Here is a 23,190-nt window from a genome sequence, read left to right as displayed (position 1 = left end):
TCTATTAATTATTCTGGTTTCAGAAAAATTCAATAGTAATTTTTTAGTTTGACGAAGGTGCCGATGAAAAGCCCCAAAAATACCAAAACCCATTCCATAAAGTATACATTAATAAGTGTTACAACCCTACATTAATTGAGCTCCTTGATTCTTTACAGAATAGTTTTGTCAGGCAGATTTATTTAAGTAAAGACGAAGAAAAACTCTTTACAGCATTAGAAGAAATGAATGAACAGCATAAACAAATTATTGTTTACTTTAAGAATAAAGACAAAGAAAGCTTGGAGCACCTGATTAAGAATGAACATTGGAAAATAACTCATGTCGATATGATATAGAATATATGGGGCCGGTTAGAATGATTTGCTAGAAAAATAATTTAAGCAAAATGATTTTCTTAGGTAAATTTCGATTCCCCGTAAAGACATGAAATGGCGCTCTTGTCAGCGCCCCCAGTCTTCATCAATATTAAACACCTGCCTCATGGCCTTATGATCCATTTCGAAATTTCCCAAGAAAAAATAACGATATCCAATTCCAAATATCTTATCTATTCTAAAGAAAAGAGCTCACACGGTATTAGCCCTATCACTTTTATTGATGTCCCTCTCTTCGGGTTATCTCCTAAAATCTGAAGTTGTATTTTTCTAGATTTTACATTATTTCAAGATGGTACAGTGATATGATCGCAATTTATGTAACTTAATTAACATTATGTTTTCTTTTTTTTCAGAAAATTTGGTGTTATAATTAATTTGACCACTTAAGTACTAAATGAAGTTGGAGGTTTATTCAATGAAAAAACACAAAGGGGGATTACCAATGGATATTTGCATTTCATGCGGAGAGGAATTATCTATTATGGAGAGGAATCGGGCTGAATGCTGGGAGTGCAGAGACATAACAAACGCAGAAGCGGAATGATCATGAAATTTAATCTTAATATGATAGCTTTATATAAAAACTAATGTCCCGAATTCTTTTAACCGCCCTTGGACTGGAACCTAACATGTTTTCAGCCGTAAAAAGCAAAAAGATTAAGTTTAAAGCTCCACCTTGGAAACAGATAATTCTTTTATTTTCCCAATTCAATTCTTAAAGTCTTCAAATCCACTTCAATCGAAATCCGATACGATGAATACTTTCTATAAAGTTAAAAATTAGCTAATTTTATTTCATAAGATAGGTCGAATACGAAGGATATCATACTGTATATTACTCCCTGTTAGTTCAACAAAAAAAATGACAGCCTCTTAATCGATCATGCTTCTTTTAGCTTCAATTCGGAAAAATGCACTTTACCTTTGATAAATAGCCTTTGCTATCGATGAGTAAAGGCTATTTTTGACGAGATTTTTCTATTTTTTATGTTCTGACCTAGAGAAATGTAACAAAAAAAGTCCAGCTAAGTGCTGGATGAAAGGAGTATGTCTACTACTCCATTTTCACGAAAAGCATGTACAAAGAATTAAGAAAACATAAAGATTATGTAAATTGTAACTTTTAAATAAAAGTCTTCAAAGGGGTACCCACCAACGAAACTCTGAAAACATACATTAAGGATATTCCAATATTAAAAAGCCCAATTCCTCAGAATTACAATAGAGAAATTGGGCTTTTGTCGTTCCTCCATTAAAACGCCCTTTAATTGAATAAGAATCTTACTGCTACTGCCAAACTCGCTGGATATGAATACTATAAGTTTTGAACTAGCGTTTGCATCTGAAAGTACCTATTAGGTCTCCCGAAATCATGAAGTAAGGGAGAGTACAAGGTTTACCCTTTTTTAAACGACTTTATTGTTTTTAAACAACTTTATTATGATGAAATAGATATAGGAAATAATAACAATGGCTAATAAGGTTAATACACCTAACCATCTTTGTATTGAAGTGTTTCTATTGATCATTGAATTTCACCTAATTTCATTAGACTTTAAGTAAAACCGGTATCTCGTCAAGATTCGTTTCTATTTTGAACATGCGAATCTAAAACTCTCTTATTGTTTCCTTTCCCATTTAATCATCATGAAACAGACAGATTTCCATCGCTTCTTTTCTTAATGTGAACAAATAGGCAATGAAATTCTAGACTCTACAAATGTTTTGTGTGTTTTCAATGTCTTAACATGGGCGGATCTACCCTTACTTAGCGCAAACTCACTTGATTGTAAAACATGTAGATTCTTCTCTTCCACTGCAAGTTGATTTAATCTATTGTTACCGCAAGTTGATGCATTGTACATTCTCATTTCCGACACTAGCAATAAAATTCAAAAATTTCCTTCTACAAGAGTTTTGCCATTTTCTCGTCCAAACATTTTCTTTATAAACTTTGAAAAGACTCTCAATAATTGCTGTATAAATTAATTTCACATCGCCAACTGGACCCTTTCAACATCAGTTTACATTTTAATAGCCTTCTTGCATTGTGTTTTATATTTAAAACAATGTTTTCATTACAAAATAATTTTATAATTTTCAGAATAAATTTGTCAATTAAATTTTCGATTAACCAAACCTCATTTTATATATTAAACGATAATTGTAATTAGTATGAAGGAACCAAGGTTAAGACTTCATAAACTAAAAAAAATAGTGGTTATCGTCATGATAACCACTACAGGCCCCGGTTTGAAAACTGGGTTTTCTGTAATTTTATTCTTTTCCATACCACCTTTAATGACGTCTACCTTGAGGTCAATCCAGCCCGCCATTTCAATGCCGCCGCAGAAAGTGATTTCTCCGTCACCTTGTGAGAAATGGAGGTCGCCAACTGAAAGCTTGGCCCCTTTAACGAAAACCGGGAAGTAAATTCTTTACCCCTTCGATATATTCAGGATTCATCTCGTTGAACTCCTCACCTATCAAGAATAAATGCAGAGTTGTTTGAGCAGCCGTTTTAAGGGTATCAAGAAACACATATGTATATGGTGCAAGAAATCTATGAAACTTGAACATACTGATAAAATGTCTAAGATAATTGACCTTGTCTTGCACTAATTATAAGAACCTTCTTAAGATAGTCATTGAAATTAACTACGAAGATCTTCTTTTAATTCTTGTTCACTGTCTACATTTATCAATTTCTCTTCTTGTCCAGCCATTACACGCTTGATTAAGAAAGAACATGAGAAGCCAACAATGGCAACGATTGTTGCAAACGTATAGGCGTGTTGAATGCCTAAGATCAATGCCTCTTTTTGAATTTCCGGGTTAGAAAGATCAGTTACCCGACTCAAGAATGCGTTTTGACTTGCATTTAAAATACTAACTGCAATTGCCGTACCAATTGCACCAGATGTTTGAATAGTTGTGTTAATAATGGCTGTTCCATCCGGATATAAAGGGTGTTCCAATTGGTTAAGGCCATTTGTTTGTGAAGGCGTTGTAATCATCGACATTCCAACCATCAATAGTATCTGGAAGAAAATAATTGTAAACCCTTTGGTTGCGTCAGACAGATTGGAGAATACCAGGACGGAAGTAGTGCCTAGAATGAAGCCTGGAATTACTAACCACCTCGGCCCATGCTTGTCAAATATACGTCCATTGATTAATGCCATAAAACCATTAATTACCCCTCCAGGCAACAGGAACAAGCCCGCCTTAGCCGAAGTAAAGCCGAGTCCACCTTGCATAAACAGCGGCATAAGTAACATGCTGGAGAAAATGATCATGTTACTTAAAACAGTTAGTCCAATGCCCATAATAAACATCGGATGCTTAAAAACCCTTAAATTAAGTATGGGCTCCTTCATGGACATTTGACGGATGGAAAAAAGAATCATAGAAGATATGCCAGCCGCGAGGGAACACAGGACCGTCCAATTAGTCAATCCTCCATTCACTTCTCCTGCATGACTGAAGCCAAAAACAAGGCCGCCAAAACCAATTGTTGAAAAAAGGATAGATAATACATCAATTTTAGGCTTGTTGCTCGTCGATAGATCAATCAAATAAATAACTCCCAATCTTAGTGCCAGCAAATAAAACGGAATGGGAATCCAAAAGATCCAGTGCCAATCTAGATGTTGGATAATTAATCCTGAAATGATGGGGCCAACAGCAGGGGCAAACATCATGACAAGGCCAACAGTGCCCATGGCCGTCCCGCGTTTTTGTGGTGGGAAAATGACCAGAACTGTATTAAATAACAAAGGCGTGAGTAATCCTGTACCAGTTGCCTGAATAATTCGGCCGATTAATAAAATAGAAAAACTCGAGGAAGTCGCTTCAATAAATAAACCTAAAATCGAAAAACATAGACTAGCAATAAATAGATTCCTAGTTAAAAACCTTTTAACAAGCAACCCTGAAACAGGAATGAGAATACCGAGTACAAGTAAATAACTAGTAGTTAACCACTGTATGGTTGAGGCTGAAATCCGAAATTCTAACATTAATTGGTTTAATGCTATATTTAAGGCAGTTTCACTAAACATACCCATAAAACCGCAAATGAGTAATGAAGTCATTAGTGGTTTTACTTTAATTTGTTTGTTATTTGAATGGTTTATATGCGAATAATTTGTCATTTGCAACTCCTTAATCAGATAAAACTATTAATCTACTTAATCACTGAACAAGGGCCATAAAATGCAGCTCTTTGCTGCGGTATGGGAATTGATATAGGTGCTTTTTCGCGTTCAGATGATGTTTGTAGGTAAGATTTCTACTCTGGCTGCATTTTACCTAGGTTCATCTCATTCGTACCAAAACACTTAGAAATTCGCTTTCTTATCCGGGATGTACTGTTTCACTTGTGTTCGAGTTGTTATGATGACGCCGGCGATGACTGCGAGTAGCCCCGCGACTTTCATCACTGTAACCGCCTCATCCATTCATAGATACCATTCTTTTTAATAAGCATCACATATACACAAAAGCAATCTTTGGATTTGTTCCAGAGATTGCTTTTCGTTCTATTGAACTCCCTCGCCAAGCATGCCGTGCTCACCGTTTCACTTTGTAAAACTGATGATGAAGTTGACGAACTCGCTTCGCGAGCTCGGGAACAGGGCCGTCTATTGAAGTATCACGAATGACATCTTGGATCGGAAGGTTGCGAACGCGCGATGCAGCAATCCCCATCTCGTCCAACCATTGGCCTAGCTGTTCAGAGGAACTTGCATAAACAATCCGACCTAATCCAACCCATCCGTGGGCCGCAGCGCAAATAGGGCAATGTTCGCCCGAGGTATATACTGTCGCTTTGCTTCTTTCTTCAGCTGTCATGTTCTCGGCTGCCCAACGCGCCAACGCAAATTCCGGATGTTGGGTATGGTCGCCACCGGCAACATGGTTGTGGTCTTCTGCAAGCACGTTTCCGTTGTCTAACCGAATGGCTCGTCGCCCTTCTCGAGAGCAGTCCTTGCAAGTTCAATACAGCGTCGTAGATGCTTCAGGTCTGTATCATTTATCATAATTGAATCCTCCTTGTATGTGTAGAGTAGCTCCCAAAATTTTTGAATGTCTGCTCTATGAAAAAGTGAATATCTGCTCCCTGATTGAGAACGTAGCGAAATTTCACAGAAGCTGTACCTTGATATGCTTCCAAAGACGCTTCCTTTTAAGTCCAACCAAGGGATCAACATTTTTAATTCGTGGCGAATGTAAGTCAAATCTAATGTTACAGCTCAAGTTGGACCATCCGAATTGCTCGTTCTTTGTGTGATAAAGAAAGCTGATTGTATACATAGTTTTGGCTGGAATTGCTGGCATTTGAAAAGTACACTGTTTTTATTTGTGTATATTAGATCGCACTTAAACAAATCGGGCACGGTTCAGTGATTGCATAAATTCGCAATCCGAAAGATTTATTGAGTTTAATTTTTTGCAAGCTTCTCGAACAGCTTGAATTTCCGCATGGTTGGTCGGGTCATTGGTTGCCAAAACTTCATTGACACCGGTGCCTACAATTTGGCTATCTTTGACAACAACTGCACCAAATGGCGTACCATGATTGTGCCGCTCATTTTCATTGACCAAGTCGATCGCTTTCTTCATAAAATCTTGCTGTTTCATTTTGATTCACTCCCCCTGGTATTTAGCAAAGAGACCTCGTCATGCACGTTGGATTTGAATTTGTTACATAAGGGTTTGGCTTTCAGCGATATTCTTACCATCCTTGGCACTATACAAGCAAATGGCTGGAAGTTTCTTCTGCATGTTTAAGTGCTAAATCGGTTTCGCATTTAACAAAATCCATACAAATCATCACAAGCTAAACAATTATTATCCAATCCCAAACAACGCTTTTTAACACACTCAGTCTTAGTGTAATTATCTCCCCGCTTTTTTTAATATATTTTCAATTTCTTTATATCCGCGTTGTTGTACATGTTCCATAGGAGTGATGCATCCTTATCCTTACATATAATTATGCTAACATGAGGGTAACTATATGGAAAATATAAAAAAAATAAGTTTTACTTAAGTTTTTACTATATAAAAAGGGGTGTTTTAAACGATGGACATAAGACAACTGCGATATTTTATTGCAATGTAGGGGTCCCACAACATGCCCATCAAGCTAACAGTAATAACTACTTGGAATATACCCTTCTTCATGGCATCTTTCTATTTCTGCTAAAGAAAGGCATGCCGAATAAGCCTTGAACAGGCTATTTTTTAAAAAATAACGCTGCTTTCTTTTGGCACGTAGTATACTGATAGACAACAACGCTATTAAATCTTTGGCTTGATGTTTACTAATCCTTTGAACAAAACCTACTTTTTTAGCCAGCTGTTGGAGAGCTTGCGGAGACAAAGATCGTTGCAACTCCTTTGAAAACGGAGCAAGTTCATTTAAAACCTCGCCACACATAAAAAACACCATCCTTTCCGTGATATTACAGAAAGAATAGCGTTTTTTTCGTTTTAGGGGTAATGATTTGCCCTAGCTTGATGGGCATGGGGTACCACCACAAAACGCGAATTTACAACGTTAAGGAAAGCCTAAAATGAAAAGCCCTATTTCTCAGCATTAAAATAGAGAAATAGGGTTTTTTCGTTACTCCATAAAAGCGCCCGTTTGTTGAAGCTCATCGATTTAACAGAGATATTTTAATATACGGAAATTTGGGAATTTCTTAAGTAATAATCCATCTAAACCAAACACCCGACCTGGAGAAGTTAATATAAATATAAGACCAAGGACCATGAGTAAATAATTCTGCCCAATTGTATCTGCTCCTCCACCAAACACAACTAAAATATTTACAAGACCTTGAGTAAAAGCAAAGAATCCCCCTACTCTAGTAAATAGTCCAAGTAATAATGAGAAACCAACACATGCTTCACCAAGAGCTAGCATCCATGCAAAGATTGAGGCATGTGGAACAACGGTATCAGTGAGGAAAGAAGCAACCCCTGAGTTTATTGCTGTATGGACAAACCCTCCGTTTATTCTGCTTGCTAAGCCAGCACCACTTAAAAAATCTGGTGCAAATTTGGAGTCTTTTCCAACAAATGCTCCATTTAGCCAGTTATAACTATTTAAAATCCGCAATATAGCTAAAGCTGTTATTGCACTAATCACTAGTCGTTTCGGCTGGATGGTTTTGGTATTTGAAGTATTCATAGTATTTAGTACTGTATTTTTTGCTGCACTATTTGTTGCCATTTTTATTCCTCCTGAGTAGATTAATTTTTGTAAAACAGTGAACAAATGAAAAGATAATTAAATGAAAAGATTTTGGGTACCGGTTTATAAAGGAGCCGGCTTTTTGTTTGCTAGGTAGAACAGGATGTGTTCACTATATCATTGATTGTTTACAGTTTTATTAATGGCAAAGAACAATTTGATAACAGCGAATTGAATATTTTATAAATTGATGGTGTGCTGTTCTGGCTGTTAGCTGGGCCACTTAGGCAGGAAAGGACAGGACACAAAGAAAATCAAAAGGGCATTAAAGCGGTTTGCAGAACGGGAGACAAATCGATTAAGTGTAAATGACATTTCTAAACAAACATGCGTGCCACGATCAACCATATACGCTAAAGCGAAGGAAGTGGCAGATTAAGGCATGACAAAAATGTGTTCCTGCTGCGCAAAGTGGTTCCCAAAAACGGAAATGCAACAGCTGCCAGATGGAGAATATGGGAATTGGTATTTCAAGAAGTGTTTTCCAGAAGTGTTGAGGGAACATTGGAAATTACCTTGAAATCTACAAAACGAGAAAAATGAACTGAATGAACATGGGGCATACCCCGATCATACTAGTAGGAATTTTTTTGTTCACTTGATATGATATTGTTTACAAATTGTTTTTAAGGGGGTAGGTTTTATGCTGATAATCCATATCCTTATTGGAATTATTTTTGGTTATATCATCTGGAAACTTCTCAAAGTAACTTTCAAGTTAATTATATGGCTCTTACTTATTGGATTAATTGTGACCTTTATTTTCCCAAAAGCATTATTTTTGGTTGGAGGCATCGGTTTTTTAGTTCTAAGTACGTTAGGAGTACTTTTAATTTTATGTTTGCTGGGATTTTTCTTTTTTGAAAATGATTAAAGCGAAGGTTGGTAGAACAGCTGGCGAAAGCCAGCTTTATTGTTTTTCTCTACTATCTTTAATTGGTTATCGATATAAAAATATTACTTTTCCTTTATTTTGTCGTTTTTTTTTCAGCGAAAAAGACATATAGAAGAGGTACCGGCCACATTATGTGGAAACTTTATAAGCTAAGTAGATTTTCAACCTTAAAAGCCGAATTCCCCGGATTTTCCTAATTTACAAAACATACTTGCATCCGTTGGTTCTCTTTAATAAATACTCACTTTTAACATATAAATGGGTAATGAATGAGGAGGACTGGCCAAATGCATTAATGGCTTATCATATGTATAACCTGACCCAGAGAACATAAAACAAACAGCTTTACTTCCATTTTCAATATGAGTGTATTGAACTTCTTTTTCATTAAAAAAAGCAGTTTTTTGATTAACCTTCATATAGTTCCACCCGACCTTATCATTCTAAAGATTCCTTCAACTATTAGATTTATTAGAATTATAAAAGGAATGCCCCTCTATTCAAGAAAGGCACCCTTTAACGGAACAAGAAAAAATATTATTTCTTTTTATTAAACCACTCTTCTAACGTCATCATTTCGGCATATATACTTCGGAGTAACGCATACCTCAGTACATCATAAGGTACGTTGACGGGGTGAGGTATGCGTTTGTCCACGGAGAAGTGTATATGCCTGCTTTGTCACTAATATTAAGGATATGTCTAAGGTAAATAACCGTAAATAAAAACAAAATAGTATTGATTTATTTTTTATGCTTATATTTACAACTTTGATTACCATTTTTCTAAACTGTTTATGTCAATATTAGCATCCTTCAAACCAACTCTACAGACTTTCCTCATACTCCATTCTCATCTTCTCGGCTAACCCTTACCTACAACCAGCAACCAAAAAATGGGAACCCCCTTCAACTCCTGCAATATCTCTTCTACTATAATTCGTTCGCAAAAGTATATTTTTACGAACGGTTGGAATGATGTACATTGGATAGTGACAATAAAGTTATTTGAATGTAAAACCCCAAATGTAAAGTGACAATAAAGTTATTTATTTTTAAAACCTCAAACAAACATAACCCCGTTCTAAATTTAGGACGGGGTTAAAATATAGTTGTTTAATCTTTGATGTAAGATACTTCACTGTACTTAAAAATATAACAATAAAGTCGTTTAAAAATCTAAGTTTTCTTCAACAATCGCGCCCGTTTGTTGAAGAACAAGAGTTAGAGAAATAGTTCCATTTCACTATCCTTATTACTAAAACCCATTTTTCTGTAAAGAGGTTCGCCGTCTTCTGATGCATGCAGCCAAATTCGCTTAACTCCACTTTTTTTACTTTCGTCTATGCAATTTTCAAGCAATCTTTTCGCCAAGCCCTTTCCACGATATTCAGGAACAGTGTACATATTAAGAATTTAGGCTTCAATCCCTTGGAGATTTTCTAAGTAAGGTGGTCTTTTAAATAAAACCATTCCGCTGATACTTACAGGTTCTCCATTCATTTCTGCCATATAGGATATAAATTCATTGTTTGAAAGTGCTTTTTGCAAATAATCTCTTGTTGAAGTTTCCATAAGAAGCTCATCTTCGGGAGAATTCAACTCACCTAATTCCTTTAATAAGGCTAACCGTAAACTTATAATTTTATCAATATGTTCAAAGGAAACCTTAATAATATTAAGCATTAGAAACACACCCTTTATTTTAATCTTCCTAAAGGTATATTCTTCATAAAGAATTAACTATACTTCTAATTCTAAATAGCCCTAAAAATAAAGAAAGAGCACAATTCATGCTGCAGAATTGCGCCCGATAAATGAATATAATTTTTAATCTTCTTTATTTTGTTTTGCTTTGAAGAAATCCCCACCTTTTTGTTTTCCATCATCAGTTCTCCAATCTATTTTTTTGTCCATCTTTTCTAGTTTTGGGATATGTTTTGAACAGTGAATATAGGCTTCATCCACTTTCATCATAACCCAACGTTCTGACCTATTTCCTTCTTTTTCTTTAATATCCTTCTTTATCTTTTCTGTCATTTTTAGTGATGATAATTGTTCGTTTTCTATAATAGAAGCTTTTCCGTTAACATGTAACCCAATGTAATGCTCAAAAAAATCTATAAACATTAATCCGATATGGGGATTTTCAATGATGTTCCCTAAACTTGCCATAACACCATTTCCCCTATATTCAGGATATATTAATGTTTTATCATCAATAACCCGTACAAAACCTACTGAGCCAGCTCTAAAAGAAGAGTCACAGTTACCTCTAGAATCAGATGTTGCTATAAACATCATACCTTGGTTGGATATAAACTCTGTCATCTTATCATTTAGGTAATTAAGCATTTGGTTTTCATAAAAAGAGGAAGCCTTCTTTGTTGTTCCATATTGTTCTTGTAGTAAATGTTCTCCTCTTGACATTGTCTTTCAACCCTCTCGTTAATTTTGCATTATATCTTAACACATCTTCCTCTTCCTTGCTTCAATCGGTTAATTATGAATTTTCACAATCACTTCTAGCCTTAGCATAGATATCCTAATTTCTTTAAGGTGTTGTTCCACAATCTGGCTCTTAACATAAAGAAAGAGCACAATTCTTGCTGCAGAATTGCGCCCTTTAATTGAAATACTAAAAATATGATCTCAATCCTATAAACAACTATTTCTTTTTCACTAACGCACCCTTTAGCGAGTATTCAGGAGATAATCGTATTTAACTGACGAAGTTGAACATATTATCCTCAAAAAATTCCATTGCAATCTTTTTAATTTCACTAGGTTTTTCCACAACTGCCCTTCGGGGGTATTTGAAAAAGGTGATGTTGGATGAAAATGCCACTATCGAGTGAGTAGGGGTTATTGCATTTCTTAGGAAAAGCGCTGATTTTATCCTTTTTAAGGAAGTTTGACCCTGACAGAACTTGTACAGAATTTATATACATATTAGTAATAGCATGAATAAATAGTTGCTTACTATTTGTTTAATCAGAGCAAGTTGGGAGGATAAAAAGCTTGCCTTCAATTATAAAAATAGGAGTTATTTTTGTAAACTCTCCCTAACCCAATGCAGCAATCAGCGTTGGTGAAACTGTTATTAATGGAATGGACGCCAACAGACAGTATAATCTAAGCATTGGAGGGAGTTATGGTATTAATAATGTAATTACAAATAATCCAAATACGATCAATGGAACAATCAAAGGGCAGATTTTTGACCAAGACTTCAAACCAATCATTGGTGGCGGAGAAAATGTATAAAAGGAGATGATTTACTTTATACCGTAATAAATAAAGCTTTTTCCCTCTATAGCCGTGGGATTTTTATTTTGCAAATTTCGTTGAACCCAACTTTTTTACATCAACATCTCTTTGGTTACTCTACATCCATCCGCTTAATGCACACTACGAAGCCCCAGGGTCAATAGAATAAACGCTGTACAAACTCCGCTTAGAATTGCCGCTCCATGAATATCACGAAACACTAAAAGGATCATTCCTCCAAGCAAACCACCTAATCCAGAGATAGCGCTCAATTATATACGATTCTCAATAATCTGGCCCGATTGTTGAATAAGACAAATCAAAAAATCCGATTCCTCAAATATTTAGGGAATCGGATTTTTTAGTTTGAAAATATTCTTTGTATACAAAATCCCCGCATACCCTTCTATGCGTCATTTTCGTTGACAAAAAAACGACAAAACAAATGGAAAGTTACAAAAATAGTCCCTGAATTGAAAAGGCCTTTGCTTTTGTTAAAAAAGATTATTTTGACGAGTTTCTTCTATTTAAACCCTCCAATTAATAACAAGTAAACGATTGAATTTGTCGTAAACTTATTCCGAAAAATACCCATCTAAACCCAGTCCACCGCCACCCTGATACAGAGGTTCGGCCAACAAATGTTGGATAAAACCAAAATTGATCAAAACCTCTCAGCCATACATATGTGTATCTGAATAAACATCTTGCAATACCGCCTGGGTCTACTGCAAATGTTCCTATATGTTGCGTCTGTTGGGGAACAAAAGATGGCGGTGGTGCAGTTGGCGGGCCAGCCGCTGGGCCTTGACCAGGTGGTGCAAACGGAAGATGGGCCCCAGGTGGCCCTGGCGGGGGTGGCGTTTGTGGTATTAATGAGCCAAATTGTCTTTCATCAAGGTTCGGATGGTAATATTTCGATTCTTGGGATGGAGTTGATGATAAATTAGCTTCCTGATTAGATGGAACATAATAATGTAGATGTATTTGTCTAGGATACATAAAACGTACTCCTTTACTTATTAATCTCACATCATCATATTCTTTAGTCATTGACCTATCAACTTGTTCTCTAAGAAATGTGTATTTACCCACAAAGATAGTTATTTCTTATAAAAATTATTGCAGATTTGCAGCATCGTTTTTATCAACATTCACCTTGTTTCATTTATTCAGTCCTCAACACTAAATAAAAAATTTTCATAATCTTTTGGGACATCAACACAGTCAATGTAGGATTTTACCTACATATTGTATACAAAGTAACTACGTCTGTTTTTGGTGGAAATAGGTCCGCCAACATCCTTATAGCATCGGAGGTATCAAAAATGGTAAAATTTATTTTTTTCATGGGACTGTCACCATGATTAGTGATTTTAATATGGTTAGAAACGTACGTTATTTGTTAATTGAAAATTCATTTGATTGTACATTTTCCTCAATTTTAAACAAGGCTTTTCCAATAGGAACAAGCAACTAAGTTATCCAATAGAATGTACTAGCCAAACTAGTACGATTTTTTCTGGGATAATTTCGACAAAAGGAGTGGGTGAAAATGGGAATCATTAACGGAAAAGATTTTATTGACCGTTTAAATAAGTTAGAAAATGAAATTTGGTTTGATGGTGAAAAAATTAAGGAGGAAATTTCTGAACAACCTGTCTTTAAGGGGGTTCTTAAAGCAAAAGCTTCTCTTTATGATTTACAAAATGATCCTGCTTTAAATGAGGAGATGACTTTCTTTTTACCCTATAAAGAAGAACCCATCGGACTTTCCTATTTACAACCAAAAACGAAAGAGGATTTAAAGAGAAGAAGGATGATGGAACACTGGGCAAAAATCACTCATGGAATAATGGGAAGAAGTCCTGACTATATGAATACTGTAGTTATGAGCTTTGCCTCCTCCTCTGCCATTTTAAAAGACAGGGATAATTGTTTCCCTGTAAACATTCTATCCTTATACGAAAGGGCTATGGACCACGACCTCTCATTTACACATACCTTTATTACTCCCCAGGTCAATCGTTCCCAAGTCTATTTGGGATTTTCGAATGAGCCAATTTCTGCTAAAGGTGTAGATCGAAATGAAAAAGGATTGGTTATAAAAGGTGCCCGCTTGCTTGCTACTCAAGATGGCTTAACGGATGAAGTTTTAGTTTTTCCTGCTCCGAGAGTGTTTTTTGATCCGAGCGAGGCATTCGCCTTTTCCATTCCTTCAAATACAAAGGGACAATATTCTCTTAATACCCCGTTGAATTGGATTTTATTTACATACGTCCCATAATAAAACTATTCAATTTAAATAGCTAATAGTCCTTTTTTATTAATACAGATAGGTAAGGGTTTGAAGTTATCTCTCCCTTTTCCTCCGGGTAGAAGGGCCGTTCAATTAACGGCTCAGACCCCCACAGAACCCGGCGTGCGGATTTCCCGCACCGGGCTCTTCAGAAATTGATTCACAGCAGCACGTACTTTTTCAATTCCTTAAAAGGTATTGAAAGTTTTGGACGCGACAATGGGAAAATAGCTTTTATCTTTTGGAATTTACTCCATGTAATATGACTTTTCTGACTTCGACTACATAACATCTTACGCCAATAGAGCTCAGTTCTACAGTATATTTTATAGAGCGGCTTCAGGTTGCCAGCCATGCCATAGTAGTTGTAATGACCCCTAAGAATTTGGTTTACTTTCTGGACCTGGTCTTCTATTGACCAATGCCTGATTTTACGTAGTGTTTCTTTAAGTTTGCTTAGACTTCTCTTAAACCGTGTCTTTTCAGTCTTTCTTCCTACCATGAAATTACCTTTTCGATTCCGCGTACAGTAGTGAGTAAACCCTAAGAAATAGATGGTTTCTAGTCTCTTCCCTTTTCTTTTTGCGTGTTTAGTTGCAAATCTTCCAAACTCTACAAATCTTGTTTTGTTTGGCTCAAGTTCTAGTGAAAATTTTCGCAAACGTTTCTTTAAAACTTCATAAAACCGACTTGCATCAGACCAGAATTGGAAACATACTACAAAGTCGTCTATATCCCTGACCAGATAAGATTCACCTTTAAGTCTAGGTTTTATGGCTTTTTCAAACCAAAGGTCAAGTACATAGTGTAAGTATATATTACTAAGTAGCACACTAATCGAACCACCTTGCGGTGTTCCTATTTCACTGGTGTAAACTTTGCCGTCTTCCAACACTCCTGCTTTAAGCCATCGCTTTATAAAACCAATGATTCTTGGATCACCTATCCTGTGTTCAACAAACTTGATGATCCATTCATGATTAAGAGTACCGAAGAAATTCTTTAAGTCAGCCTCTAGAACCCAACTAACCTTCTTCCCTGAAATAATCTCATTCAAAGTAGCTAAAGCGTTATGGGCACTTCTTTTGGGCCTTCCTCCAAATGAACAGTTTTAGAAATCTTGTTCATAAATAGCAGATAGTACCGTTGAGGTACTTCTTTGTAAAGCCCTATCTGCTACACAGGGAACTCCTATAGGGCGCTTTTCTGCTTTCCCTGGTTTTGGTATCCAAACTCTTCTAACCTCTGGTGGTTTATAGCTCTTCCTGTGGATGGAATTCATCATTTCTTGAATCCAATTTTCAAAGTCATAAATTCCACCCTTGTTGCACTAAATTTCTCTATTAGTATAAGTGAAAACTTTCACAATGATGGCCATACTTTATTGAACAGAATAAAAAAACACATACATTAGCATTTTTACAAGGTATTAAGTACTTTTGTGTCACTCGTCAGCCATAGCTTTGGTCGGTATATAAATAAAATCCGAGGCCATATGATTGGCCCCGGATTTTATTTATATATTTTTTGAGCGTTTCCATTACTTTGGGCTGTTTCCCAAACCATATATAAAAAATCATTTTCTCTAATAAATTTAAGGCATGTTTCAAAAAGAATTTGTTCAACTTTCTCTTTTCTGTATTGAGGAATTACAAATAAATCATGCAGCACTGCGATTTTCTTAACCTCAAGGTTATTATAAGTAAAATATAAAGTTGCAAATCCAATAATCTCGTTATCTTTTTCAGCCACAAATTGTAATCCTTTTGTTGAGTCGTTGTAAATTTCATTTAAAGAGTGGATTAGCATTTTTTCGTCAGTAAAATCAATTACGTAATTCAACATAATTGGTAATAGTTGAGAAAGGTCTTGTTTTGCGGCCTTTCTGATTTTGATATTCTTTAATTGTTCAACAGTCATTATAAATCCATCCTCCATTCATAAAAATAATCTTCAATATTTACTAAGCAATAATCGTGCCAGTAATTCATGGTGGATGTATCAAATAATATAAATTCATATATAAATAGAGTTTATTACAATCTGCATAATTTATTCATTCTAGATTTGAGCGACCATTTTTACGTCCTTATATAATCGTTCTATTTCCTTAATGCGGAAAATAAATACAAATGTTAAACAAGTGATTATAAAGAGAGTAATAATCTGAAAAATCATCCTTGACTTTCCTATTTGGGAGATCAATTAATGATAAACGATAAATTGTTTCGCCTTCTTTCTCAAACCGTAATACTCCTTCCGTTATTCGTATGAATTCAAAATAAAAACCGTCTCGCCAAATCATAGAATCTTCTGCATCATAACAATTGATTACCACCTGACGTTTTTTATAATTTGCCAGTTGATTTAGAATGTCTATTTGTGTTTCCATACGCGTAATACATGCCCCCCGCAGCCGCATTGGTCGATATATTTCATGGAAACAGAATCTCCAAATGTATTTTCAATGTGTGTTAGTAAATAGTTTACTGGACTGCCAAACGCAGCAGGTGTCACTACGTTAACATAATAGCCTTTTCCCGTTTCCTTTATGGCTACAAGTGCATCTTGAATGACAAGCTCCCTATTTTCTTCATATTCATCATCTTCTAACGCTACTGACCAATTCTTAGTTTTCATTTTTAAGCTGCCACCTCACTCTAATTACTTATAAACTATTTTAAATCTTAAAAATGTTGGTCTCTATGTTTTCCATCACAGATGCAGGTATTAGTAAAAAATGGCCCAGAGGTTTCCTCCAAGCCATTTTTTAAAATTTGAAGCACTATATTATTTAAAAAGTATTATTTAAATTTAGTCCAATCGTACATTCTTTGCCTTTGTTTTCTAGCTCTCTCTTCCCTCTTACTTTCCACCTGTTTTTCCTTATTGAAATTCATGATAAATCCGCAATCCTCACAAATGTAAGAAAATAAAACCGTTTGCTCAGGAACATTTAATAATGGATTCTTCTCTTCAGAATGCAAAAAGAATTTTATTTTCCCTTCTGCTTTTTCATTATATTTTGTAAGATCATCGTATTTTTCATATTCCGCCGCAAAATAACCTTTTCGAAAATGGATACCGTTACAAACAAGGCACTCAATTTCATTAGTCTTATTTTTCAATATCGACACCTCCGTTAAATTTTATGAAGGCAGCCGAAATTTCAAAACTTGAAAAAGTTATAATCAATGCACTTTTTCATAATGAACATCTTAACAACAGCAATCAATGCTAAAATTCCATATCCCACATAAAAAATCCCTACATAACTTAACAGGAGCCAAGGAATGTAGGGATTTTGTTTTTTGATAAATAACTATTTAAAAATAGATGAGATAATCTTTTCATGTGGCATGTCACTATCTACGACAAATGTACCTGGACGTAATTTGTGTTCAATTCCTTTTTTCTCAATTTCCTTCGAGAATTTAAAAGCATTATCAATGATTTTTGCTTTTTCAAGGGCACGACCGACATCAATACTTGTCATCCCATTCGCAACATTTAAGACTACTCTGTAAACTGTTTTTTTCGATTTGTTGTCAACAGCAGCAGGAGCTTTTTGGGCAGCTGCTTTTGCATCATTTATATTCTTATCATATTCAGCCTTTGTTTGAACAACATAACCTGCCGCAGCGAGTTTGTTTTTCATTTCATCGTCAGATGGCTGAACCGTAACGTCTTTTTGTTGCTCTTTAACTTTGACAGGTTTCGTTGAAGCATCCGTTTGATCGGTTAAATAAACAGCGCCGCTAATGGTTGTAGCAATTAGAATCCCTGCTGCAAAACTGGATAATAAATTAACGCGCATTTAAAATACTTCTCCTTTCATCCTTGGAAGTCATGTAAGGAGCAAGCAGTTCTTTAATTTCGTCTGCAGAAACCTGTTTTTTCTCCGCAATGCTTTCAATCGAATAATTGCGTTTATATAAGTCTAGTATTTCGCGCATAAACACTTTTTCTTTAGGAGAAAGTTGAACTCCCGCTTCCTTCATAACAACTTCGATATCAAGCTCAATATTGCGAATTGACTCTTGCAAATCATTGATTTCTTTCATGACCTCAATGTGAACTAAATCAATTCCTTTTTTCTCTGCCTTTGTTGCTTTAGCTGTTTTCATAAACGAAATAATAAGAAGCAATACCGAGAACCCAAACAAGCCTGCTAATGTCCATTCCATTCTAATGATTTCCTCCTTTTTTAGGTGGTCACAAGTTGTTATTATACATGGAATCGACGATTTTTTCGACAAATTTCTCTCTAAAAAAGCAAAAAGTCGTATAAGTGACATCGTCTATTAAAAAAAAGGGGGTAACCAGAAAAAACTGATTACTCCCTGCCCTATTTTACCCTTGTTTATTATCTATTTTTGAATGATGGATTAATTCGTGATTTATAAAGCAAGAAATCATTGTTCTATATACTTGTTCAATAATATTAGGATTTACATTATTTTCATCAGCAATTGTTCTAAATTTTTAAATTACAGCTTCAACTCTTTTTGGTGCTTTAACATCTTCAGTATCCTTTTTGAATTTTGCAGCTTGTTCAACGTATCTACTTCTTTCACTAATTAACATAACTATTTGATTATCAAGATAATCAAATAGTTATGTCGTAATTAGAGGTGTTCAGAGGGCTCAATTTGAATAGAATTCAAATGTTTCATTCGGTTTATGACAGATAATACTTCATTAATTCTAGGTAATTCAAGCCATCTTTCGAAACCAGGAAAAAAGGAAGAAAATACAATATCCACTCCTTCTCTCTCCATATCTTCGAGAGCTTTTTTGATCTTTTCATGAGGAAAGATCAGGCGACCCTGATTATTTATAGCTATTTTTCGAATTAAAAAGGCAATAGATGCAAGCTGGGCGTGTGATGTGATATTGTAAAGCCCTCTGATATCAATTTGTTCATCACCGATCATCATGTATCCCATGGTTGAAACCATCAGCTTTTCTGTACCACTTCCCTGTGGATAGCTCGAAAAGTGATCGGTGGTTATTTTTCTTTCTATCTCCCATTTTGTAAGGGGGATACGTTCTCGTGGTTTGTCGTGTTCACATAAGTTTTTTGCTTCCTGGGTTACGTTTTTTGGCACAAAATTGTCCATCAAGATGATTTGATCGGCTACGGATAAAAATTCACCGCTACCTCCAATAACAAGAACGGAAGATACACCAACAGCCTCATAAAGCTCCCTGACGCGTTCCGTAAAAGGTGTAATGGGTTCATGCTTGATTAATGAACGCATTTTGATGTCTTGAATCATAAAGTTGGTCGCACTTCTATCTTCATCAATAAGAAGAAGCTTACATCCGAAGTTGATTGCCTCCATAATATTTGCGGCTTGAGATGTGGAACCTGAGGCGTAGTCAGTCGAAAACTGTTCAGCCGAACTATTGGGTATCCATTTTATGAAAGGCGTAATATTGATATTTTTTATGGAACGGCCTTCTTCTGCAGATATTTCCATTGCACTTTGATCAGTAATCACAAATTCTCGTCCGTCGCCTATGATGTGATTGTAAATCCCCGAATTTAGTGCATCCAGTAATGTGCTTTTACCCGAATAACCACCGCCGGTGATGACCGTCACACCATGTTTTATTCCCATTCCTCGCAAACCACAAATTTCAACTTCAACATCTTCTGGGGATGTAAAAGGCAAGGCACCCTCTAGTGGCCCGCTGTTGTCTTTATTTCTTGGCAAAATGCTGCCATTCCCAATAAACGCACAATAACCACTGGATTTTAGCCATTCGCGAATCATATTTTGTTTTTTTACCAATTCATAAGCAGTATTTAATTTGATGAGATCAAACTTGGCAATAAACTCCTCCACTTCTTTTGGAAGCATTTTGCAGAGCATTCGCATAGCTTTATTATTATTCTTGAATGGAAGTTGAACTGTAATCATTAAACATAAATACCATTTTTCCGATATGAATTCGACATAGGATGCATTACGTTGCAACAACACATTGGTTGGACGAAAACAATAAAAAGCACCATTTTCTTTATCAGAACGTGAACGGTTAAAAATCAATTCATTTAATGCCTCAATATGATCAACCCATTCTCTTAATGCAAAATCTGAGAGAACAACTTGATCCATTTTTTCATCTAAGCCGAGACGGTCAAAAGGTATTTTTATAGTGATACATGGTTTATCCAGTGTGAGTTTATGTGTCCTTTCAATGTAATAGGCAACATCATTATTCCAATAGATTGGGTCTTCATAAATCATACTGTAAGATGACTGTCCTGATTGTAATGAGCGAAAATATTGAGCGAGTCTTTTAATAAAGCATCATCCTTTCATATTTGGAAAGCGATGAATAACGGAAAACAAAAAAATAACAGCCACTCCGTAAGTAGCTGTTATAGACCGGCAAGAAAGCTTAAACGTTCCTTCTGCCCAAATATAAAAGCCCTGAGAGTGGATCCTACCCTCAGAACCTAATGTTAATGTATTCGTAAAAAAATAACTAAAAAGCAATATGAGGATAAGACGTATATTTTTTTGTTTTCATTATCCTCACCTCGTTACGATTTATTTTTACAGCAACACAATCCTAACACTAATTTAACCATTTGACAAGAGGTGCATCGTGTCCTGTTTTTTTTGCAAAAAAATTAATAACTTTTTGTGACCGACAAACCTTGATTAGGAGAAGCCATGAATGGACTGGCAAGAGCTATTTTCTTCGGAAAACAAGGAGAGCTTAGGGAGCGAACCATACAGCATCAGCTTCAAAGAGCCAGTGCTTTAAATAAAATTATCAATGCCATCAGTATCTGGAATACTCTACATCTAACAAAAGCAGTTGAATATCAAAAACGGACAGGTAGTTTTAATGAAGACTTATTAAACCATATGTCACCTTTAGGCTGGGAATATATTAATTTGCCAGGAGAATACCATTTTAATTCGGAGAAAGTGATATCATTAGATTCTTTAAGACCACTAAAACTTTCTTAACGTTGTTAAAAACGGGGTATTCGTCAGGAAAATGGGCTTAGCGTTGTAAATCCGCATTTTTCTGACGATACCCCTTGATGACTTCATTTACATTCCATAAAATGTAGGTTGCTGATAATCCATTTCCTGATTTTTTTTCCACTCTTTTAGTTGTGACACTTTTTTATAAATTAAAAGAAATTAAAAAAGCGTGAAACCCCAAATGGAATTTCACGCAATAAAGAATTTAGTGCACACGGATGATTTCTCTTAAATCCTCATCATGGCGAATCCTTGTGTGTTTGGACACCAAACGATAAAATTCTTCCAGGTCTATTTCATCGGTTGGTTTCCCGGTCCACAAGTTTCGAAAGTCACCAAATAAATCATCGAACATGCCATCATCCTCCCTAATCATGTTCAATCATTATTGTGGCTAAAAATTTTTGAGTTTAATCATTTAAACTTCTTGTACCTTCCCATCAATAATGGTCATCTCAACCTTTGTATCCAAGAGTTCATCCGGATGCTCCATTTCAAAAAGATTTTTCGAATAGACCGTCATATCAGCAAGCTTTCCTCTTGAAAGAGTTCCCTTTATGTTCTCCTCATTGGTTGCATAAGCACCGCCGATTGTAAACACTTTTACGGCTTCAAGCATGGTAAGCTTCTCTCTCACATTCCAGCCCTCATGGGTATCCCATGGTGCCCGGCGAGTTACGGCAGAGTGAATTCCAAGCAATGGATCAACAGGCTCTACCGGCGCATCAGACCCGCCAGCACACAATACTCCGCTGGCCAGTAATGATTTCCAAGCATATAAATATTGCTCACGATCTTCTCCAAGCCGCTCTTTAATCCATGGGTAATCCCCGACAACAAATCGTGGTTGAATATCCGCAATTCGGCTGTGATTCGCTAAACGCTTCATTAAATCGTCGCGAACAAGTGATACATGAATAATTCGATCACGGTAGTTTACCGTAGGAAACTGATCCAAGACATCTAAAACATTTTCCAAAGCTTTGTCACCAATCGTGTGAACAGCAATAGGCATTGAAAACTCCCTTGAATCCTTTACCATTTGATAAAGGGTTTCCTGATTCTGCATCGCCTCGCCGAATTGTCCAGGAGCATCGTGATAAGGTTCTGAAAGTAAAGCCGTTCTTCTTCCGAAGGCGCCATCAGCAAAGATTTTTATGGAGCCGATTTGTAATTTTTCATTACCATATCCGGCATGCATGTCCCTTTCTTTCAAATCATTAAGAAAAGGATAATCGATCAGCAAATTACAGCGCAGCCCACAACCTTCCTGATTAATTAGCTCATCATATAATTTATAAGTTTGTTCAAGCCCTCCAAAGTATAAAGGATCATTCGTATGCGCACCCGTTATCCCTTTTTTAACAGCAAAATTCATCGCTTTAGCTAAACCATGTTTTAACTCTTCATATGTTTTATCAGGAATGTATTTTGTAAACAGTTTTGAAGCGGATTCCAATACGAGCCCGGTTGGTTTTTTCGTCACAGGGTCCAAGATAATGCTGCCTCCCATCGGAACTTCGATTGAAGGGTGATAATTACAAATTTCTAACGCTTTGCTATTCACTAAAAATGCATGATGACATATTCTTTTTAAATAAATCGGGCAATGCGGAGCAACATAATCAAGTTCTTGAATGGTTGGGGTTGTCCCGTCATTGAAAAGGTTTTCATCCCACCCCATACCAATTAACCAGCATCCCGGTGCAACGGTATTTGCTTTGGCTTTGATTTTTTCAAGCATTTCTTTTTTCGATTCCACGCCTGTCAAATCCAAGTCTAAAAAGTTAAACGCAACTCCTGATAGATGTAAATGGCTGTCGATTAATCCTGGAGTAACCATTTTCCCGTGTAAATCAATCGTATTCACACCTTGTCTACCCCATTGCAATTCCATTTCCTGGTGTGAACCTAAATCCACAATTCTCCCATCATCAACTACTACGGTTTCCACCACTGGATTCTCGGAATCTAGTGTATAAAAAACTCCATTCGTGAAAATTGTTTTTGCCATCCAAATTCTCTCCTTGAATATTCATTATATTATATATTATATAACAAAAA

General features: G+C 35.9%; 19 protein-coding genes and 9 pseudogenes. 6 read left to right on the top strand and 22 right to left on the bottom strand.

Features of this window, described 5'->3' with window-relative positions; genetic code table 11:
• Positions 1-74 precede the first annotated feature (74 nt).
• Positions 75-338: pseudogene (locus BIV60_RS29120) on the top strand (FCD domain-containing protein); the annotation flags it as partial.
• Positions 339-795: 457 nt separating this feature from the next.
• Positions 796-924: a hypothetical protein gene (locus BIV60_RS30380; RefSeq protein ID WP_256218374.1), complete on the top strand. Its 129-nt coding sequence runs from the start codon at positions 796-798 to the stop codon at positions 922-924.
• A 1,696-nt stretch (positions 925-2,620) separates the two neighbouring features.
• On the opposite strand, the pseudogene BIV60_RS28335 reads toward BIV60_RS30380, so the two are convergent.
• The 6 genes and pseudogenes from BIV60_RS28335 to BIV60_RS10215 all read right to left on the bottom strand — a co-directional run.
• Positions 2,621-2,842: pseudogene (locus BIV60_RS28335) on the bottom strand (acetamidase/formamidase family protein); the annotation flags it as partial.
• A gap of 192 nt (positions 2,843-3,034) precedes the next feature.
• A complete protein-coding gene (locus tag BIV60_RS10235; RefSeq protein ID WP_071355639.1) occupies positions 3,035-4,537 on the bottom strand; it encodes a DHA2 family efflux MFS transporter permease subunit in 1,503 nt (500 codons plus the stop codon).
• 418 nt (positions 4,538-4,955) lie between these two features.
• A pseudogene (locus BIV60_RS10230) lies at positions 4,956-5,425 on the bottom strand (nucleoside deaminase).
• Positions 5,426-5,765: 340 nt separating this feature from the next.
• Positions 5,766-6,026 (bottom strand): nucleoside deaminase, encoded by a 261-nt coding sequence (locus BIV60_RS10225; RefSeq protein ID WP_256218373.1) that lies wholly within the window; start codon positions 6,024-6,026, stop codon positions 5,766-5,768.
• Positions 6,027-6,681: 655 nt separating this feature from the next.
• Positions 6,682-6,828 (bottom strand): annotated as a pseudogene (locus tag BIV60_RS30375) (IS4 family transposase); the annotation flags it as partial.
• A 225-nt stretch (positions 6,829-7,053) separates the two neighbouring features.
• Positions 7,054-7,626, bottom strand: coding sequence for a DoxX family protein (locus tag BIV60_RS10215; protein WP_083402199.1), 573 nt, complete (start codon positions 7,624-7,626; stop codon positions 7,054-7,056).
• Between the two features lie 241 nt (positions 7,627-7,867).
• On the opposite strand from BIV60_RS10215, the pseudogene BIV60_RS30370 reads away from it, so the two are divergent.
• A pseudogene (locus tag BIV60_RS30370) lies at positions 7,868-8,026 on the top strand (recombinase family protein); the annotation flags it as partial.
• Positions 8,027-8,290: 264 nt separating this feature from the next.
• Positions 8,291-8,521, top strand: coding sequence for a hypothetical protein (locus BIV60_RS10210; protein ID WP_071355637.1), 231 nt, complete (start codon positions 8,291-8,293; stop codon positions 8,519-8,521).
• Between the two features lie 251 nt (positions 8,522-8,772).
• On the opposite strand, the gene BIV60_RS10205 is transcribed toward BIV60_RS10210, so the two are convergent.
• The 5 genes from BIV60_RS10205 to BIV60_RS28330 all read right to left on the bottom strand — a co-directional run bounded on the left by BIV60_RS10205 (position 8,773) and on the right by BIV60_RS28330 (position 12,813).
• Positions 8,773-8,961 carry a hypothetical protein gene (locus tag BIV60_RS10205; protein ID WP_071355636.1) on the bottom strand — a complete coding sequence of 63 codons (189 nt, stop codon included), beginning with the start codon at positions 8,959-8,961 and terminating at the stop codon, positions 8,773-8,775.
• Between the two features lie 804 nt (positions 8,962-9,765).
• Positions 9,766-9,948: a GNAT family N-acetyltransferase gene (locus tag BIV60_RS30365; protein ID WP_256218372.1), complete on the bottom strand. Its 183-nt coding sequence runs from the start codon at positions 9,946-9,948 to the stop codon at positions 9,766-9,768.
• A gap of 9 nt (positions 9,949-9,957) precedes the next feature.
• The gene (locus BIV60_RS30360; RefSeq protein WP_256218371.1) at positions 9,958-10,227 is read right to left on the bottom strand and encodes a hypothetical protein; all 270 of its coding nucleotides are present in this window, start codon (positions 10,225-10,227) and stop codon (positions 9,958-9,960) included.
• 144 nt (positions 10,228-10,371) lie between these two features.
• A complete protein-coding gene (locus tag BIV60_RS10195; protein ID WP_071355635.1) occupies positions 10,372-10,971 on the bottom strand; it encodes a pyridoxamine 5'-phosphate oxidase family protein in 600 nt (199 codons plus the stop codon).
• 1,380 nt (positions 10,972-12,351) lie between these two features.
• Positions 12,352-12,813, bottom strand: a complete 462-nt coding sequence (locus BIV60_RS28330) for a hypothetical protein (RefSeq protein ID WP_083402198.1) — start codon at positions 12,811-12,813, stop codon at positions 12,352-12,354.
• A gap of 553 nt (positions 12,814-13,366) precedes the next feature.
• Between BIV60_RS28330 and BIV60_RS10185 the strand changes: the two are divergent.
• Positions 13,367-14,044, top strand: a pseudogene (locus tag BIV60_RS10185) (4-hydroxyphenylacetate 3-hydroxylase N-terminal domain-containing protein); the annotation flags it as partial.
• Between the two features lie 226 nt (positions 14,045-14,270).
• Here BIV60_RS10185 and BIV60_RS30355 read toward each other — a convergent pair.
• The 9 genes and pseudogenes from BIV60_RS30355 to BIV60_RS10145 form a co-directional block, all read right to left on the bottom strand.
• Positions 14,271-14,612 (bottom strand): group II intron maturase-specific domain-containing protein, encoded by a 342-nt coding sequence (locus BIV60_RS30355; protein WP_256218376.1) that lies wholly within the window; start codon positions 14,610-14,612, stop codon positions 14,271-14,273.
• A 45-nt stretch (positions 14,613-14,657) separates the two neighbouring features.
• Positions 14,658-15,200: pseudogene (locus BIV60_RS30350) on the bottom strand (reverse transcriptase domain-containing protein); the annotation flags it as partial.
• Positions 15,201-15,622: 422 nt separating this feature from the next.
• Positions 15,623-16,030 (bottom strand): GNAT family N-acetyltransferase, encoded by a 408-nt coding sequence (locus tag BIV60_RS10175; RefSeq protein WP_071355633.1) that lies wholly within the window; start codon positions 16,028-16,030, stop codon positions 15,623-15,625.
• A 456-nt stretch (positions 16,031-16,486) separates the two neighbouring features.
• Positions 16,487-16,750 (bottom strand): CGCGG family putative rSAM-modified RiPP protein, encoded by a 264-nt coding sequence (locus BIV60_RS10165; protein WP_071355631.1) that lies wholly within the window; start codon positions 16,748-16,750, stop codon positions 16,487-16,489.
• Between the two features lie 164 nt (positions 16,751-16,914).
• Entirely contained in the window at positions 16,915-17,238 is a 324-nt protein-coding gene (locus tag BIV60_RS10160) for a hypothetical protein (RefSeq protein WP_071355630.1), read from the bottom strand.
• A 194-nt stretch (positions 17,239-17,432) separates the two neighbouring features.
• Entirely contained in the window at positions 17,433-17,927 is a 495-nt protein-coding gene (locus BIV60_RS10155) for an aminodeoxychorismate lyase (RefSeq protein WP_071355629.1), read from the bottom strand.
• Entirely contained in the window at positions 17,917-18,297 is a 381-nt protein-coding gene (locus BIV60_RS10150) for a hypothetical protein (RefSeq protein WP_071355628.1), read from the bottom strand. Before BIV60_RS10150 ends, BIV60_RS10155 begins: the two co-directional genes overlap by 11 nt.
• A gap of 298 nt (positions 18,298-18,595) precedes the next feature.
• A pseudogene (locus tag BIV60_RS30925) lies at positions 18,596-18,709 on the bottom strand (chorismate mutase); the annotation flags it as partial.
• 29 nt (positions 18,710-18,738) lie between these two features.
• Positions 18,739-20,370 carry a P-loop domain-containing protein gene (locus BIV60_RS10145; RefSeq protein WP_071355627.1) on the bottom strand — a complete coding sequence of 544 codons (1,632 nt, stop codon included), beginning with the start codon at positions 20,368-20,370 and terminating at the stop codon, positions 18,739-18,741.
• A 423-nt stretch (positions 20,371-20,793) separates the two neighbouring features.
• On the opposite strand from BIV60_RS10145, the pseudogene BIV60_RS10140 reads away from it, so the two are divergent.
• A pseudogene (locus tag BIV60_RS10140) lies at positions 20,794-21,105 on the top strand (Tn3 family transposase); the annotation flags it as partial.
• Positions 21,106-21,331: 226 nt separating this feature from the next.
• Here the strand turns inward: BIV60_RS10140 and BIV60_RS29585 are convergent.
• Together BIV60_RS29585 and BIV60_RS10135 are read right to left on the bottom strand one after the other, a co-directional pair.
• Entirely contained in the window at positions 21,332-21,481 is a 150-nt protein-coding gene (locus BIV60_RS29585) for a hypothetical protein (protein ID WP_177177267.1), read from the bottom strand.
• A 63-nt stretch (positions 21,482-21,544) separates the two neighbouring features.
• Complete coding sequence (locus BIV60_RS10135) at positions 21,545-23,140, bottom strand: amidohydrolase (RefSeq protein WP_071355625.1); 1,596 nt, start codon at positions 23,138-23,140, stop codon at positions 21,545-21,547.
• Positions 23,141-23,190: the final 50 nt, after the last annotated feature.

Origin of the sequence: Bacillus sp. MUM 116, from assembly GCF_001866655.1 — a bacterium.
GTDB lineage: Bacteria > Bacillota > Bacilli > Bacillales > Cytobacillaceae > Neobacillus.
The sequence above is the reverse complement of the archived record's forward strand: the minus strand, read 5'-3'. Positions and strand labels throughout refer to the sequence as shown.

What these genes read in the sequence shown, in the direction of transcription:
- BIV60_RS10225 (WP_256218373.1), bottom strand. Translation starts at nt 6,026, where the DNA reads ATGAAACAGCAAGATTTTATGAAGAAAGCGATCGACTTGGTCAATGAA.
- BIV60_RS30355 (WP_256218376.1), bottom strand. Translation starts at nt 14,612, where the DNA reads ATGGTAGGAAGAAAGACTGAAAAGACACGGTTTAAGAGAAGTCTAAGC.
- BIV60_RS10205 (WP_071355636.1), bottom strand. Translation starts at nt 8,961, where the DNA reads ATGAAGGTTAATCAAAAAACTGCTTTTTTTAATGAAAAAGAAGTTCAA.
- BIV60_RS10175 (WP_071355633.1), bottom strand. Translation starts at nt 16,030, where the DNA reads ATGACTGTTGAACAATTAAAGAATATCAAAATCAGAAAGGCCGCAAAA.
- BIV60_RS10235 (WP_071355639.1), bottom strand. Translation starts at nt 4,537, where the DNA reads ATGACAAATTATTCGCATATAAACCATTCAAATAACAAACAAATTAAA.
- BIV60_RS30360 (WP_256218371.1), bottom strand. Translation starts at nt 10,227, where the DNA reads ATGCTTAATATTATTAAGGTTTCCTTTGAACATATTGATAAAATTATA.
- BIV60_RS10135 (WP_071355625.1), bottom strand. Translation starts at nt 23,140, where the DNA reads ATGGCAAAAACAATTTTCACGAATGGAGTTTTTTATACACTAGATTCC.
- BIV60_RS30380 (WP_256218374.1), top strand. Translation starts at nt 796, where the DNA reads ATGAAAAAACACAAAGGGGGATTACCAATGGATATTTGCATTTCATGC.
- BIV60_RS28330 (WP_083402198.1), bottom strand. Translation starts at nt 12,813, where the DNA reads ATGTATCCTAGACAAATACATCTACATTATTATGTTCCATCTAATCAG.
- BIV60_RS10195 (WP_071355635.1), bottom strand. Translation starts at nt 10,971, where the DNA reads ATGTCAAGAGGAGAACATTTACTACAAGAACAATATGGAACAACAAAG.
- BIV60_RS10210 (WP_071355637.1), top strand. Translation starts at nt 8,291, where the DNA reads ATGCTGATAATCCATATCCTTATTGGAATTATTTTTGGTTATATCATC.
- BIV60_RS10155 (WP_071355629.1), bottom strand. Translation starts at nt 17,927, where the DNA reads ATGCGCGTTAATTTATTATCCAGTTTTGCAGCAGGGATTCTAATTGCT.
- BIV60_RS10150 (WP_071355628.1), bottom strand. Translation starts at nt 18,297, where the DNA reads ATGGAATGGACATTAGCAGGCTTGTTTGGGTTCTCGGTATTGCTTCTT.
- BIV60_RS10215 (WP_083402199.1), bottom strand. Translation starts at nt 7,626, where the DNA reads ATGGCAACAAATAGTGCAGCAAAAAATACAGTACTAAATACTATGAAT.
- BIV60_RS30365 (WP_256218372.1), bottom strand. Translation starts at nt 9,948, where the DNA reads ATGTACACTGTTCCTGAATATCGTGGAAAGGGCTTGGCGAAAAGATTG.
- BIV60_RS29585 (WP_177177267.1), bottom strand. Translation starts at nt 21,481, where the DNA reads ATGTTCGATGATTTATTTGGTGACTTTCGAAACTTGTGGACCGGGAAA.
- BIV60_RS10165 (WP_071355631.1), bottom strand. Translation starts at nt 16,750, where the DNA reads ATGAAAACTAAGAATTGGTCAGTAGCGTTAGAAGATGATGAATATGAA.
- BIV60_RS10145 (WP_071355627.1), bottom strand. Translation starts at nt 20,370, where the DNA reads ATGATTTATGAAGACCCAATCTATTGGAATAATGATGTTGCCTATTAC.